This is a genomic window from Psychroflexus curvus (genome assembly GCF_020164585.1).
Classification (GTDB): domain Bacteria; phylum Bacteroidota; class Bacteroidia; order Flavobacteriales; family Flavobacteriaceae; genus Psychroflexus; species Psychroflexus curvus.
Genome location: NZ_JAIQZF010000003.1, coordinates 313,018 through 331,704 on the forward strand (window position 1 = coordinate 313,018; position 18,687 = coordinate 331,704).

Annotated in this window: 16 protein-coding genes; 6 read left to right on the forward strand and 10 right to left on the reverse strand. The window is 36.9% G+C overall.

All coding sequences use genetic code 11. The features are described 5' to 3' along the window. Positions 1-11: 11 nt before the first annotated feature. A complete protein-coding gene (aroB, locus tag LB450_RS05870) occupies positions 12-1,088 on the reverse strand; it encodes a 3-dehydroquinate synthase (RefSeq protein WP_224486926.1) in 1,077 nt (358 codons plus the stop codon). A gap of 93 nt (positions 1,089-1,181) precedes the next feature. On the opposite strand from aroB, the gene LB450_RS05875 reads away from it, so the two are divergent. The 4 genes from LB450_RS05875 to xseB are packed head-to-tail and all read left to right on the forward strand — an operon-like array spanning position 1,182 to position 4,498. Further along, on the forward strand, positions 1,182-2,375 hold the full coding sequence (locus tag LB450_RS05875) for a proline dehydrogenase family protein (protein ID WP_224486927.1): 1,194 nt from the start codon (positions 1,182-1,184) through the stop codon (positions 2,373-2,375). Between the two features lie 4 nt (positions 2,376-2,379). Beyond that, a complete protein-coding gene (locus tag LB450_RS05880; protein ID WP_224486928.1) occupies positions 2,380-2,895 on the forward strand; it encodes a DinB family protein in 516 nt (171 codons plus the stop codon). Between the two features lie 9 nt (positions 2,896-2,904). Continuing rightward, complete coding sequence (xseA, locus tag LB450_RS05885; protein ID WP_224486929.1) at positions 2,905-4,305, forward strand: exodeoxyribonuclease VII large subunit; 1,401 nt, start codon at positions 2,905-2,907, stop codon at positions 4,303-4,305. Beyond that, a complete protein-coding gene (xseB, locus tag LB450_RS05890) occupies positions 4,292-4,498 on the forward strand; it encodes an exodeoxyribonuclease VII small subunit (protein ID WP_224486930.1) in 207 nt (68 codons plus the stop codon). Before xseA ends, xseB begins: the two co-directional genes overlap by 14 nt. A gap of 55 nt (positions 4,499-4,553) precedes the next feature. On the opposite strand, the gene kdsA is transcribed toward xseB, so the two are convergent. After that, entirely contained in the window at positions 4,554-5,372 is an 819-nt protein-coding gene (gene kdsA / locus LB450_RS05895; RefSeq protein WP_224486931.1) for a 3-deoxy-8-phosphooctulonate synthase, read from the reverse strand. Between the two features lie 129 nt (positions 5,373-5,501). Between kdsA and LB450_RS05900 the strand changes: the two genes are divergently transcribed. Further along, positions 5,502-6,344: a DUF2911 domain-containing protein gene (locus LB450_RS05900; RefSeq protein WP_224486932.1), complete on the forward strand. Its 843-nt coding sequence runs from the start codon at positions 5,502-5,504 to the stop codon at positions 6,342-6,344. Positions 6,345-6,368: 24 nt separating this feature from the next. Here LB450_RS05900 and LB450_RS05905 read toward each other — a convergent pair whose 3' ends face one another. The 8 genes from LB450_RS05905 to LB450_RS05940 all read right to left on the reverse strand — a co-directional run bounded on the left by LB450_RS05905 (position 6,369) and on the right by LB450_RS05940 (position 14,937). Continuing rightward, the gene (locus LB450_RS05905; protein WP_224486933.1) at positions 6,369-8,066 is read right to left on the reverse strand and encodes a sodium:solute symporter; all 1,698 of its coding nucleotides are present in this window, start codon (positions 8,064-8,066) and stop codon (positions 6,369-6,371) included. Positions 8,067-8,190: 124 nt separating this feature from the next. Continuing rightward, positions 8,191-10,698 carry a PIG-L family deacetylase gene (locus LB450_RS05910; RefSeq protein ID WP_224486934.1) on the reverse strand — a complete coding sequence of 836 codons (2,508 nt, stop codon included), beginning with the start codon at positions 10,696-10,698 and terminating at the stop codon, positions 8,191-8,193. Between the two features lie 63 nt (positions 10,699-10,761). Then, complete coding sequence (locus LB450_RS05915) at positions 10,762-11,307, reverse strand: mechanosensitive ion channel domain-containing protein (protein WP_224486935.1); 546 nt, start codon at positions 11,305-11,307, stop codon at positions 10,762-10,764. A 3-nt stretch (positions 11,308-11,310) separates the two neighbouring features. After that, positions 11,311-12,198: a septum formation inhibitor Maf gene (locus LB450_RS05920; protein WP_224486936.1), complete on the reverse strand. Its 888-nt coding sequence runs from the start codon at positions 12,196-12,198 to the stop codon at positions 11,311-11,313. A 5-nt stretch (positions 12,199-12,203) separates the two neighbouring features. Further along, positions 12,204-12,785 carry a Maf family nucleotide pyrophosphatase gene (locus LB450_RS05925; RefSeq protein WP_224486937.1) on the reverse strand — a complete coding sequence of 194 codons (582 nt, stop codon included), beginning with the start codon at positions 12,783-12,785 and terminating at the stop codon, positions 12,204-12,206. After that, positions 12,782-13,675, reverse strand: coding sequence for a geranylgeranylglycerol-phosphate geranylgeranyltransferase (locus LB450_RS05930; RefSeq protein WP_224486938.1), 894 nt, complete (start codon positions 13,673-13,675; stop codon positions 12,782-12,784). Before LB450_RS05930 ends, LB450_RS05925 begins: the two co-directional genes overlap by 4 nt. A 19-nt stretch (positions 13,676-13,694) precedes the next feature. Beyond that, positions 13,695-14,198 (reverse strand): KdsC family phosphatase, encoded by a 504-nt coding sequence (locus LB450_RS05935; protein ID WP_224486939.1) that lies wholly within the window; start codon positions 14,196-14,198, stop codon positions 13,695-13,697. Then, positions 14,185-14,937, reverse strand: a complete 753-nt coding sequence (locus LB450_RS05940) for a Rossmann-like and DUF2520 domain-containing protein (RefSeq protein ID WP_224486940.1) — start codon at positions 14,935-14,937, stop codon at positions 14,185-14,187. The genes LB450_RS05935 and LB450_RS05940 overlap by 14 nt, the downstream gene beginning before the upstream one ends. 275 nt (positions 14,938-15,212) lie before the next feature. On the opposite strand from LB450_RS05940, the gene ccsA reads away from it, so the two are divergent. Continuing rightward, entirely contained in the window at positions 15,213-18,431 is a 3,219-nt protein-coding gene (gene ccsA / locus LB450_RS05945) for a cytochrome c biogenesis protein (protein ID WP_224486941.1), read from the forward strand. Positions 18,432-18,687 lie beyond the last annotated feature (256 nt).

Here is an 18,687-nt window from a genome sequence, read left to right on the forward strand (position 1 = left end):
AACAATTTAACTTACTTACTAAGGCTTTTGTAATACGCAAAAGCCTTTTTTATTTGCTCATCGCTCACTTTACAATTTATTTTTGGCTGTCCAAAATCCTCTAAAAGCACAAAATTAATATTACCAGAAGAATTCTTTTTATCATGCTTCAGATAAGTTTTGAGGTTTGTAATATCCTCTTTTGAGAAGTCTACAGATTTGAAATAGGTGCTTATAATCTGACTTGCTTCATCGCATTTATCCTCTTTAAACTGAAGCACTTCAACTGAAAGTTTTAAGGCTAGAATCATGCCTATAGCCACGGCCTCTCCATGGAGTAATTTGGTTTTGGTTGCAGATTCCATATGGTAAGATTCTATGGCATGACCTAAAGTGTGCCCGAAATTAAGCGCCATCCTTAATCCTTCTTCAAACGGATCTTCTTCAGCTATTTTTGTTTTGATTTGAATAGAATCACGAATCAGTTCCGGCAACTTATCGACTTGAAACTGAGATAAATCCTCGAAAGCAAAGAAGTTGTTTACGTTGGCGATAAGTCCGTGTTTCAACATTTCGGCTAGTCCACTTCTCATCTCTTCAGGAGGTAAGGTAGAGAGGTAACCCACATCAACTAAGACCAGTTTAGGTGGTCTTATCACACCAATCTGATTTTTCAGACTATCTAAATTCACTCCATTTTTTCCTCCAATTGCAGCATCAACCATTCCTAAAAGGGTAGTGGGGACGTGAACAAAATCGATTCCTCTTTTAAAACATGAGGCTGCATAGCCGCCAATATCGGTTACAATACCACCACCAAGATTAATCAACAGAGACTTTCTATCGGCACCAGTTTCGGAAAGTGTTTTCCAGATTGCATTACAGGTTGAGATGGTTTTGTGCTCCTCGCCAGGTTCAATTTCAATCCATTCAATTCTGACTTCAGCTTCAATTTTTTCTGAAAGAAATCTGGAACAAAATTCCTGAGTATTGGAATCCACCAAAATGTAGATGGAAGAATAAGATTTATTTTTTATCAGTTCATTGAGTTCCAGATAAGCTTGTTCCTGAAATGCAATTTTATAGGTATTCAGTTCTATGCTGTTCATCTTTAAAAGCTTTGTTAATATTATTAAAATTGGTTGTAAAACAAGAGCAAAAATAAGGCATCAATACCTATATTTAGCCACAATTTCCAAACTATGATCGATACTAAAATATTTAATGATACCAAGCACGCTTTTGTCTTAAAATCTGAAAAAGATCTTAAACGATCTTTATTTCTTTTTTCTATGATGAATATCCCTTATTTTGTTCCTGTTTCAACTGCAGCTACCAATCTGGCTCTCAATTTGAAACTACCCATAGAACCTATAGTGAGGGAAACAATTTTTAAGCAATTTTGTGGAGGAGAAACTCAGGATGATTGTATGCCTCTGGTAAAAAAAATGCATAAAGAAAATGTTTACAGCGTTTTAGATTACTCTGTAGAGGGCAAGGAAAATGAGAAAGAATTCGACAAAGCGGCTGATACTAAAATCGAAATTATAAAGTATGCAGCAAGTGCAAAAGAAATCCCGTTTGCTGTCGCTAAACCAACAGGTTTGGGACGTTTTGACATTTGGGAGAAAGTCACTGCCAACGATACCTTAACCGATGAAGAACAGGAAGAGTGGGAAAGAATTAAAGTTAGATTTGAAAGAGTTTGTCAGGTAGCCTATGACTATGATATTAGATTGCTCATAGATGCTGAAGAAACCTGGATGCAGGACGCTGCAGACAACTTTATCGAAGACATGATGAGAAAATTCAATAAAGAAAAGGCCATCATCTTCAATACTTTACAATGCTATCGATGGGATAGATTGTCTTATGTGAAAGCAATTCACGAAAGAGCTAAAAAAGAAGGTTTTAAACTTGGTTTTAAGACTGTACGTGGAGCTTATATGGAAAAGGAAAATGCCAGAGCAAAAAGGCATGGATATCAAACGCCTATTTGCGAAGATAAAGAAGCGACAGATGTGAATTTCAACGCTGTTATGTGTTACATCATAGATAATATCGACGATATTTCTCAATTTATTGGAACACATAATGAGGTAAGTACGTATATGGCTTTACAATTGATGAGTCAAAAGGACTTGTATTTATCGGATGATAGAATTTGGTTTGGACAACTGTATGGAATGAGTGATCATATCAGTTTTAATTTAGGAAGAGTAAATTCTAATGCCATCAAACTTTTACCCTTTGGCCCAATTAAAGATGTTATACCCTATCTCATAAGAAGGGCTCAGGAAAATTCTTCGGTACAGGGTCAAACAGGTAGAGAATTAGCCTTGCTGAGAGAAGAAAAGCAAAGAAGAGACGGACAGTATGTAAAACGTGTTGAGTAACAGGATGACAAAAGCTGAGATTACACCGAAAGAATTTAAAGAGTATTACAAGCTATATCTTGATAGGGTACCGTCTACGACAACCCTTTTTGAAGCTCTTGAGCAACAAGATGAACTGATACGGTTTTTCAAATCTATTCCGAAGGAAAAGCATGATTTTCGTTATGCTCCAGAGAAATGGACACCAAGACAGATTTTGCAACACCTTTTAGATACCGAACGTATTTTTATGAATCGGGCTTTGAGATTTGCACGTGAAGATTATACTGAATTGCCTGGATATGATGAAAATCATTATGCAGAGCATTGCTATTCCAACTCGCGTACTATTGCAGATATGTTGGAAGAATTTAAAGTTATAAGAACTTCTAGCATATACCTTTACAAAAGTTTTGATGCGCGAGTTTTACTCAATGTAGGCATCGCAAGTGGAGGTCCGTTTTCTGTAAGAGTGATTCCTTTTATAGTAAGCGGGCATCAAAAACACCACATACACATCATCAAGGAACGTTACCTTTAAAATTTAAAAATGTCTTCATCTAAGGCAACTTCTGTATTTACACTTTTGGACATTGGCAGAAGTCTGCAGAGGATGATTTCTACGCATTACAACAAGCCGTATTGGATCAAAACTGAGATTGCCAAACTCAATGCATATACCAAAAGCGGACATTGCTATCCAGATCTTGTCGAAAAGCAAAATGGACAAGTTTTAGCTCAAATGCGAGCCATTATTTGGTCAGATACCTTTAAAACCATTTCCAAACAGTTTGAAGATATGACCAAAAAGCCCATTTCCGAGGGCATGACGGTTTTGCTTCTCGCCAAAGTCAACTACCATCCCAACTATGGATTTTCTTTAACCATTCTAGATATCGATGCCAGTTTTACGCTTGGTGAAATGGCAAAAGAGAAATTGGAAAACCTGAAGCGACTCAAAGCAGAAGGAATTTTCGATCTGAATAAATCCCTCACTCTTCCAAAAGTCCCACAACGCCTAGCTGTTATTTCTGTCAATACCAGTAAAGGCTATCAGGACTTTATGAATATTATTGCCAAAAGTCATTCGCAATTCAACTTTAAAATTGAACTATTTCCTGCTTTGTTACAGGGCGACAAAGCCATAACTTCCATAGCGGAAGCTTTGGAAAATATTGAAAATAGACGAAAAGAATTTGATGCGGTTACCATCATCAGAGGAGGGGGAGGAGATGTTGGTCTCAGTTGCTACGATAGCTTCGTGCTTGCGTCTAAAGTGGCGAGATTTCCTTTGCCAGTGGTTTCTGGAATTGGCCATTCTACCAACGAAACCCTGGTAGAAATGGTCACTTTTACCAATAAAATCACACCTACAGATGTGGCTTATTTTTTCATAAAAGCATTTCAGGACTGCCTGGACGAGCTTCATAACCTCGATACAAAATTTTCAAGTTTAGTGAAATTAAAACTGAAAGAAGAGCAGCAAGAATTAAAACATATTCATCATGATTTCAAAACTCAGGTAAATGCTCTCCTTCAAAATCACAATTATCAGCTGAAAGAACAGCGGCAACGCATAAAATCAACAATGCCCTCATTAATAAGAAGCAGATTTGATTATTTGCAGAATGCCAGCCAACGCTTAGGATGGCTGACACAACAGCATTTTCAAAATCAGAGACAAGATTTACTTCAATTATCTAAGATTTTAAAGAAAGTAGGAAAAAGTAAAATCGAACACCAGCATCAGCACCTCAGCTACTTATCATCCACACTCAATTTGCTCTCGCCAGAACGACTACTTAAGCGTGGTTATACATTGAATTTGGTTAACGATAGAATTATAAAATCGGCGACAGAACTTAAGCCAGGTGATCGATTAAAGACGGTGTTTAGCGATGGATATGCTGAAAGTAACGTTGTCAAAATAGAACCCGATGAAGAAAACTGAAAGCTACGAAAGCGCCCTGCAAGAGCTCAAAACCATAGTATCAGACATAGAAAACGATTCTGTTTCTGTAGATGAACTGACCTTAAAAGTAAAAAGAGCTTCAGAATTAATCAAATTTTGTAAAACCATCTTAACCAAAACCGAGACAGATGTGAACTCAGCTTTGGACGATATGGTAGACCTTAATGAATAAAATCAATAAGGTCTTAAAAGTTATCGTTATTTAACCCATGATTTAAATCCTGAGTTTAAAACTGATTAATGGTTTTTCTAATACTCACCAGGCGCGTTAAAAGCCCTTCCAGTAATTCCAAATCCAGCATATTGGCAGCATCGCTTTTGGCTTCGCTGGGGTTGAAGTGTGTTTCTATAAACAACCCATCTACATTATTCACAATACCTGCTCTGGCAATGGTTTCTATCATTTCTGGTCGACCACCAGTTACACCGGAAGACTGGTTGGGTTGTTGTAATGAATGTGTGACGTCTAGAACAGTAGACCCATAACGTCTCATAGTAGGAATTCCTCTAAAATCGACTATCAAATCCTGGTAGCCAAACATGGTGCCTCGATCTGTGATCATAACCTTATCGTTTCCGGAATCTTTTATTTTCTGGGCAGCATGCTGCATGCTCTCAGGACTCATAAATTGCCCTTTTTTAAGATTGACAACCTTTCCTGTTTCTGCAGCAGCAACGAGTAAATCGGTTTGTCTTACCAGGAATGCCGGAATTTGAAGCACATCCACATAAGCTGCAGCCATCGCAGCATCGCTTTCCTGGTGAATATCTGTGACCGTTGGAACATCAAAGGTTTCACTAACTTTCCTGAGTATCTTCAAAGCTTTTTCATCACCTATTCCTGTAAAACTGTCGATTCTACTTCGGTTAGCTTTTTTGAAAGAGCCTTTAAACACGAAAGGAATTTCGAGTTTATCAGTGATTTTCAAAATGCGCTCAGCAATTTTTAAAGCCATGTCTTCACTTTCTATGGCGCACGGACCAGCCAAAAGAAAGAAGTTAGAAGAATCGGTATGTTTTAGTTTTGGAATATGTTTTAAATCCATTTTGTTTTTTTTTTCAAAGATAAGGATTTCGGAGAGGTTTCTTAACGCGTATTTTTTAAGATGAAGTATTTTAGAAGTGCTTATTTCATTACCTTTAAGAAATAAAAATTAATTTTAAATAAATTCATCATGAAAACAATTTTAACCGGATTAGCGTTAGCGATTTCAGTTTTTACTTATGCACAAGTAGAAACACCACAGCCTAGCCCTAATTCTACATTTACGCAAGTCGTTGGACTTTCTGAAGTCAGTGTCGCTTACTCAAGGCCCTCTGCAAACGGAAGGACTATTTTCGGTGATCTTGTGCCTTATGACAAAAAATGGAGAACAGGAGCTAACGAAAACACCATTATCACCTTTTCTGATGATGTAATGCTTGAAGGTCAGTCTCTTTCAGCAGGTAGTTACGCGATCTATACCATTCCAAAAAAAGAGAGTTGGAATGTTTTCTTCTATGAAGAAATTCAAAACTGGGGTTTGCCTAAACTTTGGAATGAAGATGCTGTAGCAGCCATGGTCAATGTTCCTGTGAAAGAGTTAAATCACCATGTAGAGACATTTACCATAGGCATGGATAATATCAATCTCGATAAAGCTCATCTTAAAATATCCTGGGCAAAATCAATGGTGGAAGTGCCAATTTCATTTCCTACAGATGTACTGGTGATGGAAAATATTAATGCTGTCATGAGTGGACCAACGGCTACTGATTATTTTAGTTCTGCAGTTTATTATCTGAATGCCGGTAAAGACCTTGAAAAAGCTGAAGAGTGGATTGAAAAAGCTATGGCAATGTCAGAAAATAAACCCTATTGGATGTTAAGACAACAATCTTTAATTTATGCTGCCAATGCTAAAAAGGACAAAGCTATTGAAGCTGCAAAAGCCTCTTTAGCTGCTGCAAAAAAAGCAGGAAACGCAGATTACGTCAAGATGAATAAAGATTCCTTAAAAGAATGGAACGCAATGTAATTTATAACAATAGCATTACCTTTTTTAGACCGACTCCATGTGCTGAGTCGGTTTTTTTGTGAAAAACTGTATCAGAATGGCAATACCAGTTACGAGTGCACAGCCAAATAAATTCAACCATAAATAAGGCATCCAGTCTTCCGAATAGCCAATGATGACGATGATTTGGGTGAGTATAGCAGCAATAAACACAGCCCTGCTTTTTACGAAAGTGATAAAAAAGGCTAATAGAAAAATACCTAATACATTACCATAGAATATCGAACCAATAATGTTTACCAGCTGAATTAAATTATCAAATAAACTAGCTGTACAGGCAAAGATGATGGCGAAAATCCCCCAGCCTAAGGTGAATAACTTAGTAGAATTGACATAGTGTTTTTCGCTAATGTTGCCTTTTTTGTTTCTTTTATAAAGATCTATAGTAGTTGTAGAAGCCAAAGCATTGAGCTCTGAAGCCGTAGAGGACATCGCCGCAGAGAGGATGACGGCCAGCAATAACCCAACCAGGCCTTTTGGCAAATTATTGAGGATGAAGTGGATAAAGACATAATCTTTATCGTTGGTTTCAATTTTTTCATCTACCACAGAAATAATGGCTTTAGCTTTATCTCTTAACTGAAATTCTGCAGTATTCAACTCACTTAGTTGAGATTGTAAATTAGTGCTTTCTGAAGCAGAGGTTTCATCCGCAAATTTATTGGCCAGAACTTGTTTCTTGTCCTGAATGCTTTTGAGTTGGTCTTCTAAAGTTTCAAATTGGGAACTATATTTTGATTCCAAAACAGCTTCCTTCGCTGCTGGATTAAAGTTGATAGGCGAGTAGTTGAATTGGTAAAACACAAAAACCATTACGCCAATGAGCAATATGAAAAATTGTAAAGGCACTTTTAAGATGGCATTAAAAATCAACCCCATTTGACTTTCTTTCAAACTTTTTCCGGAAAGGTAGCGTTGTACCTGACTTTGGTCGGTGCCAAAATAGGATAGGGCTAAAAAGCTACCTCCTATAATTCCACTCCAGAAGGTATAACGATTATCGAAACTGAAAGAGAAATCCAATACATCTAATTTGTCATTGGCTCCAGCGATTTTCATGGCTTTGTTGAAGGTGATATCGTCTGGAAGAAAGGAGAAAATCAAAACAAAGGTGGTGATTAAACCTAAAAATATAACAGCCATTTGCTGTTTTTGAGTCACATTCACTGCTTTTGTACCACCTGTGACCGTATAAATAATCACTAAAATCCCTATAATGATATTCAGGTAAAATAAATTCCAGCCTAAAACTGCTGACAGGATAATGGATGGGGCATAAATGGTAATTCCAGCAGCCAGACTCCTTTGAACTAAAAATAAACTAGCGGTAAGACTTCGGGTTTTTAAATCGAATCGAGATTCTAAATATTCGTAGGCCGTATAAACTTTGAGCCTGTGGTAAATCGGTAGGAAAACCAGGCAAATAATAATGATGGCAATTGGCAATCCAAAGTAAAATTGGACAAAGCCCATCCCATCGTGAAAGGCCTGACCGGGAGTGGATAAAAAGGTAATAGCGCTGGCTTGTGTAGCCATGACGGATAGTCCAACAGTCCACCAGCGCGATTGGTTGCCTCCTTTTATATAATCATCAACATTTGCGTTTTTTCTGGACTTTAAAGTGCCGTAGATAACGATAAAAGCAAGTGTTGCAAAAAGTATAATAAAGTCTATTGTCTCCATGAAATCGCTTTAGTTTTGGAACCAATTCATGAATATATAAAACCCTAATATGTAAATCACATTACAAATGAGTATCCAGGTGTAAGCAGATTTCCAAACGTATTTTTGAGGTTTCTCAGACATATTACTCTATAGAAATTAAGTTGGCCATCAGTTTATAGGCTCCAGCAACTCCGGCAGGCAGCTCTCTAAAAAAGCTCAAACCTGTATAGATATAATGTCCTTTTCCGTAGTTACCTATTAAAATACTACTGTCTTTTGGAGTTTCATTTTTATCATTCATAGATAAAATTGGGGTCAGTTCTTTAGACCATTGGTCAGGGAAGTAAAGGCCGCGTTCCTGAACCCAACCTTCAAAATCTTCTTTTACAATTTTATTTGGTGAATTGAGAACCGGATGTTCCGGGTTGATGAATCTTACTTCTGCTTTTTCTTCAGTCACTCGGTCTCGAGAAATTCGCATGCCGAAAGGAGCTATGTTTTCAGTTTTTAAGCCGCGGTTGGTGTTGTATTGAACTAACATGGTTCCTCCGTTCTCAACAAAATCAAACAATACATCTTGCTTATAAGACAAGACATCGTAGATATTATAAACTCGAATTCCCATAATAGCCACATCGAAATTTGCGAGCAATTCTTTAGTAATTGACTCTGCGGTAAATTCCTCAACATCAAACCCAAGATCTCTTAGATTGTCGGGTACACTTGAACCCGCGCCGTTAATGTAGGCTACTTTTTTATCGCTAATTTGGATATTGAGATTCACCAGTTTGGCTGTAGAGTTTTCTATAAGATTATGAGTGCCAATATGGTCGTAGTCGATGGTTGACACTTTTTTACGGAGGGTTTTGTCAGCCAATTTCAATTCTGGAGTAACTTTCACTTCTCCAAATGCAGTAGGTGTGACTTCAAAAGCAAAGGTTTTGCTTTCTCCCTTATTTTTCAAATTCACCTGTTGAACTCTGGGGGAGACGTTCCAGCCTTTAGGAATATTGAGTTCAAGTTGTCCGGATAAGTTTTTTGTAAAAGCTTTGACATTAACTTCGATTGTTTTTTTGTTGGAATTTTTGAACATATAAACCTCCTCTTCCATACTTAAAGAGGCTTCCGGTAAGATTCCAAAGTCCTGATAAACTTCCCCTTTCACCGGATCATTATATTTGTAAATGAGTGGTTTTGTGATTTTAAAGGGTGTTCCATCAATATCAAATTCAAAAGTAAACAACAAAGGCTTTGGCGATTCAGGTAAGCCTATCAGTTTTCTATCGTTTACAGTGTAGAGTCCCAGTTTTGGCTGCTTTTCAAGCCAATAAGGTGTTGTGTAATTTTCTTCGGAACCTGTCTGCGTCACGCTGTCTGACAGGTTTAATTCGAACTGGCTTGAAAATTTGTAGTCCTTATTATTTTCAAGTAAAGTTGAGTTGATGTCCAGACTTCGACCAGACTGAGAAATTGACTTCAGATGAATTTCTTCAGGGCTTCTGTTGATCACTTCAAGTTCAATTTCAACTGCATCCCCTGGATTGGCATAAGGATTATCACTTCTTGCTTCTGTGAAAAGTCCCAAGGAAGCGGTTATGATAGATATGATTTGTTGACTCTTTTGAGTTCTCCAAAACTCATCTTCAATGTTATCGATTAGGGTTTTGGCTTTAAGCAATTCCGGAACAGATTTCCAGGGCTGTCTAAAATCAAAATCGTCTTCTACCTGGTTTAGAATTTTTCCAATGGCTTTTCCTTCTGGAATACGATTCCAAGAGGTGTCAGTGCCTGCAAACGGATTATTCCCCTCAAGCTTATCGCCTTTGATAAGCTCGATATATTCAATTTTATCTCCTCGAAAGCCAGTATTGCCAAAGCCCTGAGATTTGTGCTGACTTCTACTTAGAGCAGAAATTTCATTGTTGGATAAGCCTTCTAAAGGGTAGTAGGTATTGATTTCCAACTCGATTAAATTGGTTTTGTCAGCTTTTTCAAATGCCTCCTGACTGCCGTAAAACCACCAGGACGTATTAAAAAAAGCACGTTTTGGCGACCAGGGTTTTACGAATTCTAACTGATCAGTAAATTTATCTTTTTGGCCAGCAAGCTCAAAAGCTTCTGTACTTAAAATAGCCGATGACGTGTGATGCCCATGAGTGCTTCCTGAAGTTCTATGGTCGAACCTATTGATGATGACATCGGGTCTGTGTTTACGAATGGCCCATACCACATCTGAAAGAATTTTTTCTTTATCCCATAGTTCTAAAGTTTCCTCAGGTGTTTTAGAATACCCAAAATCAATAGCTCTGGAAAACCACTGCTGTCCGCCGTCAATTCTCCTGGCGTTAAGCAATTCCTGTGTTCGAATTATGCCCAGCTTTTCACTTAGCTCAGATCCGATGAGATTTTGTCCGCCATCTCCTCTGGTAAGCGATAGGTAGGTGGTTTTGGCATTGATGTCTTTGGAAAAATAAGTGATTAAGCTCGTGTTTTCATCATCGGGATGAGCTGCGATGTAAAGAACGTTTCCTAAGAAATTGAGGGCTTTGAGTTGCTGATATGTTTCAGAAGAGGATGGTTTTTTAGGTTCTTGAGCTGTACTGATAATGCTTATTACTAAAAAAAAACTACAAACAATACTTTTTATCATTTTTAAAAATTTAAATTAAAGATACAAGCCCAAATGTCTTAAGTATAGGAGTTTTTAATGCTTTTAACGGTCGATGTTTTCATTCCGTTCCATAATAGCGTCCTTTTTGAGCAAACTAATCGATTTTTGTAAAAAAAGATTATTAGGATAAGTGACTAATTCACCTTTTTCTGTCCTTAAGTGGAGTTGAAACGCTTTTATATCTTCAATAATAGCTGCAATAGGAAAATCTTTATCATGAATCTGTATCTTATCTCCAATTTTGTACGGAAAATAAAAAAACATGATTATTCCGGATGTGATATTACTGAGTATGGACCAAATGGCGAAAAGGCCAATACCAATGACAGCGAAGATTGAAGAAAATATAACGGTTAATTCTCTTACTTCCACACCCCAGATAAGAAGCAAGGAAAAAATTGCAATAAATGACACCAGGACATTGATATATTTATAGATAAGTCTTGTTCTGGCAAAGTTGAGTTCATCTCTCCTTGCAGTACGCTTAGCGGACTGCTTAAGCGCAAATCTCAGGAGCAATAATCCGAATACGACTATTGCAGTCCAGATGATTTGGTACTCGTATGTAAAAAAAATGTCTTCTATCATGTTTTATAAACCTAAACTGTCCCGTAAATGTAGGTATTTACTTGAATTTTGTTGCCAATATTTCGTCTTCAAAGTTTTGATTTTTGTTGCTGAAGAAATCAGCGTGTCTTTTGAATTGAATTCTATTTCTTTCCACTTTTCAATGGCATAAGGAAAGTTTTTTTCCTGGGAAATAGTCACAATCCTACCTAAATCCTTGTAAATAATATTGGTTTCGATAAATTTTCCTTCAGATTGTTTTAACTCTGCCTTATAACTTTTGAACTTTTTATGATTGAGTTGAAGGTAAGAAAAGTCAGGAAGAATTTCGTGCTCTCCAAGTTCTAGTTGCTTTGGGTTTATTCTTATTTGTATCCATATTTCGTTTTCTGATTGTGTGGGTTGGATTTCTAAAGCTGAATCTGCTTCCCCTTCAAAATAAGAATGGGCTTCTATTTCAAAGTTTTTCCTATGATTGAGCTGAGCGTAAGATTGCCCGCACCATTCCTGAACGCTTGAAGTTAATTTTAAAACAGGTGTTTTTTGTTCTAAAGGCAAAAAGACACTTTGCATAATGCTGTATGGATAAATTCCTGTGTTGAATTTCTTTAGTGAATTCAATTTCATGACTGAAATGCTGCTTTCAGATGGAGAATCGGCTTTCACCTGAGCGTCTTTTAAAAAATCTTCGGTAACGAAAATCATCATGGCTTTTCCCTTTCTTTTTTCCCCGTAGCGGTAAAACTCCAAGTCATAACTCGTCAATTCAGCTTTGCCATCGAACCAATAGGATTTGAATTCTGAAGCTAAATTTCTTTTGTTTTTAGTCTCTTCTTTTGATTTTAGTTCTGATTTTACTCCCATTTCGCAACTTGTAAAGAAAGCAATTAACAGAATTAATGCATATTTCATAGGTTTTAGTTTAAGAGTGAAAGTTCAGTGTAAACCTTATGAATCGGAAACCCCATTACGGTGTAAAACGACCCTTTTATTTCTGAAATGCCTACCTGTCCAATCCATTCTTGAATGCCGTAAGCTCCAGCTTTATCAAAAGGCTGGTAAGTGTGAATGTAATGCCAGATTTCATCTTCAGTAAGCGATTTGAATCTTACTTGAGTAGTGTCATAAAAAGTTTCAGTTTTTTCTGTTGTCTTTATGCAGAATGATGAAATGACTTCGTGAGTGGTATTGGAAAGGGATTGCAGCATTTCAAAAGCTTCCTCACTATCACTAGGCTTGTTGAGGGCCTTGTCCTGGTGCCAAACGATAGTGTCACCTGTAATAAGAACGTCATTTGGTTTCAAATCATCAAACTGCTCAGCTTTTAGTTGGGCCAAATAATCACTGATTTCGTGATGTTTCAATTTATGGCTAAAGACTTCATCTACAGACCGGAGTTCAACTTCAAAATCCACGCCTATGGATTTCAGAATTTCCTGACGTCTTGGCGAACCCGAAGCTAAAATAACGCGCTTGTTTTTTAAATTGTTTAAATTCATAGAATTAAAAATGTCAGCATGGAACAAATTCCGGTTAAAAATACGAGTTTCAAATGGAAACTGATTTTTTTATAATCCTTTTCGGAAGTTGCTTCCAAAACTTTTTTTGAAATGAGGATTAAAGGTAAGATAACAAGTGTGAAGACATAAAATATGACCACGTTCAAATTCAGGAAATAGCTTAAAACAATGGATAGTAAAACCAGAATGATGGAGGTTATCAATCCAAATATGACATAATTGGTTCGTTTTTTTCCAATTAGAATGGGTAAAGTTTTCATTTTACAGAAATAATCTCCTTTCATATCTTCTATGTCTTTAATCAATTCCCTGCTTAAATTCAGAAGAAAAGCAAGGAAAGCATAAACGCCAAGGGTAAAGAAAACCACTGGATTTTGGTGTTCATCTACCAAGGCTGTTCCGAGACAAAATATACTTGAACCTACAAGTAAGCTTACGAGGATATTTCCAATAACTGCTAATCTTTTTAGCCAGATAGAATAGGCGGCAAGCGCAAGTGGAGAAAAAACGATAATGTAAAACACAAGTCCGATATGCTCAAAAGAATGCGTTAAAAAAAGATAAAATGCCAGACTAAGACCTAGCGCATTGGTGAAAAAATAAAGCAGTAAAGCACTTTGTCTTGTAATCACTTTATCAATTATAAGTTGTTTGGGTTTGTTGATACTGTCTGTCGTAACATCGAAAAAGTCATTGATGATATTTCCGCCTGCAGCGATGCAGAGAATTGACACGACAAGTACACTGTAAGGAACTAAACCCATTTGGACAATAGCGCCAAACCCAGTGACCAAAGCAAATCTTATAAGTAGAGCCGAAAAAACAAGAATCAGTAAATTTTTCCATCTTATAAGATTGAGAATGCGCATAAAACTTAGAGATCTAGGCTTAATACTTCCATTTTCCCTGAGTTTTCATCACTTGCTCGATGAGGTCTCTCACGCAGCCCTCGCCGCCTTTTTTGTGAGAAACATATCCAGAAATAGCTTTTACTTCAGGAACTGCATCTTGTGGACAGGTAGGCAGTCCTACCATTTTCATAGGATAAATGTCTGGAATATCGTCTCCCATATAAGTGACGTGTTCAGGTTTGATGTCATAAACATCCAGAAATTCTTCCAGACATTCCACTTTATCCGCAACTCCCAAACGAATATTGGTTATGCCCAGATCTTTGAGTCTTGTTTTAACCATTTCATTGGTGCCACCAGATATGACGATGATTTCGTATCCGGCTTTTAAAGCTTCTTTGACTACAAACCCGTCCTTAACATTCATGGTTCTTATGAGTTCACCAGTAGAAGAAACTTGAAGTGAGCCGTTGGTGAATACGCCGTCAACATCAAAGGCAAAGGTTGTAATTTGGTTAAGCAGTTCTTTATAATTTGTCATGTTTTTGTAGGATTGATTGTGTGATTAATTGATAAATATCTTTCTGGTTTTGGTTTTGAAGCTGACTCAAATGTCTTTTAATAGTGCTTTCGTCATTTCTTATGGCAGGACCGGTTTGAACTTTAGAAGGCGAATTGGTTTGAACCTTTGCAGAGGTTTCTCGAATCAAAGCTTTCAAAATATCAAAAGGCATGTCATCATCCTTGCAAATACTTTCACCAATTGCATACAGATGGTTGGTAAAATTGCAAACAAAAACAGCCGCAAGGTGTAAAGTTTGACGCTGAGCTGAACTAATCTCAAAAACTTCAGAAGAAATACAGCTGGCGATTGTTTTTAAAATCTTTAAATTTTCCTCTGAATTTGCCTCCAGACAGAAGGGGATTTTAGAATAGTTGAGTTTAGACTCTTTAGAAAAAGTTTGAAGCGGATAAAACACTGCTGAATTTAATGCTTTTAAAATAGATTGACTACCGGAGGTATGTGCAATGATACCTGACTTAGTTTGAATTTGCTCAGCGATAGATTCGATCACATCATCCTTTAAGCAGAGCAGATACATGTCAGCTTCAATCAATTCAGATAAATCTGTGGTAGTTGCGGCCGACTTTTCAAAAGCTTTTAAAGATTCAGGTTGATGATTATAAACCTGAACCACAGAACATTTTTCCGATGCTTGAAAGGCTTGAAACATATGACTAGCTACATTACCTGCACCTAGAATAACTATTGAATACATCCATAAAAATTTAAACTCTACTGTACAAAGGTAAGGTTCATTTTTAAGAATAGACTAAGAGGTCAGGTTATCCAAAGTTTAAAAACTATTAAAGTTCTTAAAAATTAAAATATCAATTAAGAAACTATATTCCTCAAAATCAATCTTCAAAATATTAAGAACAAAAGCTAGAATAACTCAGGTTTTAATTAACACAACTTCAACGTTCGTAACCTAAGCTAAGCTTTACTAATCCTCCTATATTGAGTATCTTTGCGAAAGTTATAAAAGAAATTATGTTAGAGAAAAAAATCAAAGATATATTGTTTTCTACAAGGCTCATGGCGGTCTTATTTATCGTGTATGCTGTCGCTATGGCTGTGGGAACTTTTGTTGAGAATTCTTATACTACAGTCACTGCTAGAGAATGGATTTATAATGCGTGGTGGTTTGAGGTGATTATGGTGTTCTTTGTGATCAACTTTATTGGAAACATTTTCAGATATAAGCTTTTACGAAAGAAAAAATGGACAACACTTTTGCTTCACTTGTCGTTTATTTTAATATTAGTGGGAGCATGGGTGACCAGGTATATTGGTGAGGAAGGCATTATGCCTATTCGTGAAGGTGAAGTTGAAAACACTATGCTGTCAGAAAAAACCTATTTGTCAACTTATATTGATGGGGAAATTGATGGTGAACCTTTGAGGAAAAAACAAGATTTTCAAATCAATTTAGGTCCCTCAATTACCTTAGGTAAAAGCATTAAGACAGATTATAATGGAAATTCAATAAAAATTGAATTTTTAGAATTTATACAAGGTGCTGAAGAAGGTGTCGTCGAAGCTGAAACAGGTGAATATTTTTTAAAAATAGTAGAGGCGGGCGATGGTGAACGTCATGAGCATTATTTGAAAGCAGGTGAAGTCGCTAATGTCCACAACGTGTTGTTTGCTTTCAATAAACAAACTGATGGAGCGATAAATATTGTTGGGAACAATGAAGTAGGATTCACTGTTAATTCACCTTTTGAAGGAGACTGGGTGCGAATGGCAGACCAGGCTAAAGGTCAGTTGGTTAAAGATTCCATACAGGAGTTACAAATGCGCTCGTTATACAATCTTGGAGGAATGCAATTTGTAATTCCAGATCCGGCGATAAAAGGACGTTATGACTTGGTTCAAAAAGAAATGGTCAACAAAAATGATCCTGATGGAATTTTTGTTCAGGTTACAGCTAATGGAGAAACGGAAAAAGTTGGATTGCTTGGAGGTAAAGGTTTTCAGATGGACATGAAAAAACTGAGTGTTGGTGGTTATGAAGTCTATATGAACTATGGAAGTAAAGATGTCGAACTCCCCTTTGCCTTAAAATTGAATGACTTTATCGCTGAAAAACATCCTGGGACTGAAGACAGAAGGCAGCCGAGTTACGAATCCTTCATGAGTAAGGTGGAAGTTGTAGATGGAAGTAATTCTTATCCTTATGACATCTACATGAATCATGTGTTGGACCATAAGGGTTATCGTTTTTTTCAATCTTCTTTTGATCCAGATGAAGGCGGTACAGTGTTGTCTGTTAACAACGACTGGTGGGGTACCTGGATCACTTACATCGGTTACTTTTTACTTTATTTAGGATTAATGCTGATTTTGGTTGACAAAGGATCAAGATTTGGTGATTTAAGGAAAAAATTGGAAAAAATTAAACAGAAAAAAGCAAAACTGACCAGCATTTTGATTTTCCTATTTGGTATGTCTGGTTTCGCTCAAACTGAAAATGGAAATGTTGTTGAGCAACCAAGTCAGGCTCAGGATAGTGTAGTTAATGCCAATCACGGTCATGACATGATTCCTGAAGTTAATTACGATAAGGTTATTAAAATGATTCAGGCCAATAAGGTGGATAAAAAACATGCTGCCAATTTTGGCGAGTTAATTATCCAGGATTATGGGGGGAGAATGAAACCTATCAATACCTATTCTTCAGAATTACTCAGAAAACTTGGTAAAAAGGATAATTATAATGACTTGAACAGCGATCAGGTTTTGCTTTCCATGATCGAAAACCCGCAAATTTGGTATTCAGCACCACTCATCTCCATCAAAACCAAAAATGATAGTATTCATCATGTATTAGGTGTTGAGGAAAATAAAAAATATGTTGCCTTAACTGACTTTTTTAGTATGGATGGTCAGTATAAATTGGGGAAATACCTGGATGACGCTTATAAGGCTTCAGTACCCAATCAATTTCAAAAGGATTTTATAAAAGCTGACGAGAAAGTTAACTTGATCTATAACACCCTGCAGGGCAAGCAGTTCAAAATATTTCCAATTCCAGATCACCCTAACAACAAGTGGGTCGCTTATCCAGAACTGGATGATGAAAAATATTTTACAGGTGTAGATACGCTTTATACAAAGCAAATCCTTCCGCTTTATATGCAATCTCTGAGGAGTGCCAGGCAATCTGGAGATTATGAACAATCAGAAGAATTACTTCTCAGTTTAAAATCTTTTCAAAAGAAATATGGGGAAGAAGTTATGCCAGCGGAGGAAAAAGTAAAAGCTGAAATTTTATACAATAGGATTGATATTTTTAATCTCTTGTTTCAACTTTACCTCTATGTGAGTTTGATTATGATTGTTTTCGTGATTTTGAGGATTTTCAAAGAAAACAAACTCAACACATACACCATTAACTTAAGTAAAGTTCTGCTTGTCATTTTATTTACAGTTCATACTGCGGGGCTTGCAGCGCGTTGGTATATTTCTGGTCATGCACCCTGGAGTAATGCTTACGAAAGTATGATTTATGTGGCATGGGCCACTATGTTTTTTGGTCTGGCCTTTGGTCGTAAAAGTGATCTAACCATGGGGTCCACAGCTTTCGTGACTTCCATTATTCTAATGGTAGCTCACTGGAACTGGTTAGATCCCACTATAGGAAACCTACAGCCTGTTTTAGATTCCTATTGGTTAATGATTCACGTCGCTGTGATTGTAGGTAGTTATGGCCCTTTTGCTTTGGGAGCCATCATAGGTCTGGTATCACTTATCCTGATCATTGCCACCACTAAGTCGAACTTTAAGAAAATGAAACTCAACATACAGGAGTTGACAATCATAAATGAATTGGCTCTGACTGTTGGTTTAGTCATGTTGACTATTGGTAACTTCCTTGGTGGTCAATGGGCTAACGAAAGCTGGGGTAGATACTGGGGCTGGGATCCAAAAGAGACCTGGGCCCTGATAAGTATTTTTATCTATGCCTTTGTCATACACATGCGACTCGTGCCTGGTTTAAGAGGATTGTTTGCTTTTAACTGGGCTGCGGTTCTGGCTTTTGGCTCAATTTTAATGACGTATTTTGGAGTGAATTTTTACTTAACAGGTTTACATTCCTATGCCAGCGGTGATCAAATTATCAGTTATCAATTTATTATCATAGCGCTTGTGGTTTGGATAGTTTTGGGAGTTGCCGCCAAGTATAAGTATAAGAAGTATTATTAGTCATCTGTGTGATGTGGCGATATGGTAATATCGTGAAGCGGTGATGTAGTAAAATGGATATCAGAAGTTAGACATCAGAAATAAGAGCAAAGAAAAATGAAAAAAGAGTCACTGGGTTAAAATCTGAAATTCAATATTCGGTATTCAGTATTCAGTTGTTTGTGAGTTTTGAGTAATGGAGGTGATAGGTATTAGGTTGAAGGAAATATAAATTTGAAATAACAGATTTAAAATTTTACGTCCAAGAATTCCCCCT

What these genes read in the sequence shown, in the direction of transcription:
- LB450_RS05910 (WP_224486934.1), bottom strand. Translation starts at nt 10,698, where the DNA reads ATGATAAAAAGTATTGTTTGTAGTTTTTTTTTAGTAATAAGCATTATC.
- ccsA (WP_224486941.1), top strand. Translation starts at nt 15,213, where the DNA reads ATGTTAGAGAAAAAAATCAAAGATATATTGTTTTCTACAAGGCTCATG.
- LB450_RS05920 (WP_224486936.1), bottom strand. Translation starts at nt 12,198, where the DNA reads ATGAAATATGCATTAATTCTGTTAATTGCTTTCTTTACAAGTTGCGAA.
- LB450_RS05880 (WP_224486928.1), top strand. Translation starts at nt 2,380, where the DNA reads ATGACAAAAGCTGAGATTACACCGAAAGAATTTAAAGAGTATTACAAG.
- kdsA (WP_224486931.1), bottom strand. Translation starts at nt 5,372, where the DNA reads ATGGATTTAAAACATATTCCAAAACTAAAACATACCGATTCTTCTAAC.
- xseA (WP_224486929.1), top strand. Translation starts at nt 2,905, where the DNA reads ATGTCTTCATCTAAGGCAACTTCTGTATTTACACTTTTGGACATTGGC.
- aroB (WP_224486926.1), bottom strand. Translation starts at nt 1,088, where the DNA reads ATGAACAGCATAGAACTGAATACCTATAAAATTGCATTTCAGGAACAA.
- LB450_RS05940 (WP_224486940.1), bottom strand. Translation starts at nt 14,937, where the DNA reads ATGTATTCAATAGTTATTCTAGGTGCAGGTAATGTAGCTAGTCATATG.
- LB450_RS05905 (WP_224486933.1), bottom strand. Translation starts at nt 8,066, where the DNA reads ATGGAGACAATAGACTTTATTATACTTTTTGCAACACTTGCTTTTATC.
- xseB (WP_224486930.1), top strand. Translation starts at nt 4,292, where the DNA reads ATGAAGAAAACTGAAAGCTACGAAAGCGCCCTGCAAGAGCTCAAAACC.
- LB450_RS05925 (WP_224486937.1), bottom strand. Translation starts at nt 12,785, where the DNA reads ATGAATTTAAACAATTTAAAAAACAAGCGCGTTATTTTAGCTTCGGGT.
- LB450_RS05900 (WP_224486932.1), top strand. Translation starts at nt 5,502, where the DNA reads ATGAAAACAATTTTAACCGGATTAGCGTTAGCGATTTCAGTTTTTACT.
- LB450_RS05930 (WP_224486938.1), bottom strand. Translation starts at nt 13,675, where the DNA reads ATGCGCATTCTCAATCTTATAAGATGGAAAAATTTACTGATTCTTGTT.
- LB450_RS05915 (WP_224486935.1), bottom strand. Translation starts at nt 11,307, where the DNA reads ATGATAGAAGACATTTTTTTTACATACGAGTACCAAATCATCTGGACT.
- LB450_RS05935 (WP_224486939.1), bottom strand. Translation starts at nt 14,198, where the DNA reads ATGACAAATTATAAAGAACTGCTTAACCAAATTACAACCTTTGCCTTT.
- LB450_RS05875 (WP_224486927.1), top strand. Translation starts at nt 1,182, where the DNA reads ATGATCGATACTAAAATATTTAATGATACCAAGCACGCTTTTGTCTTA.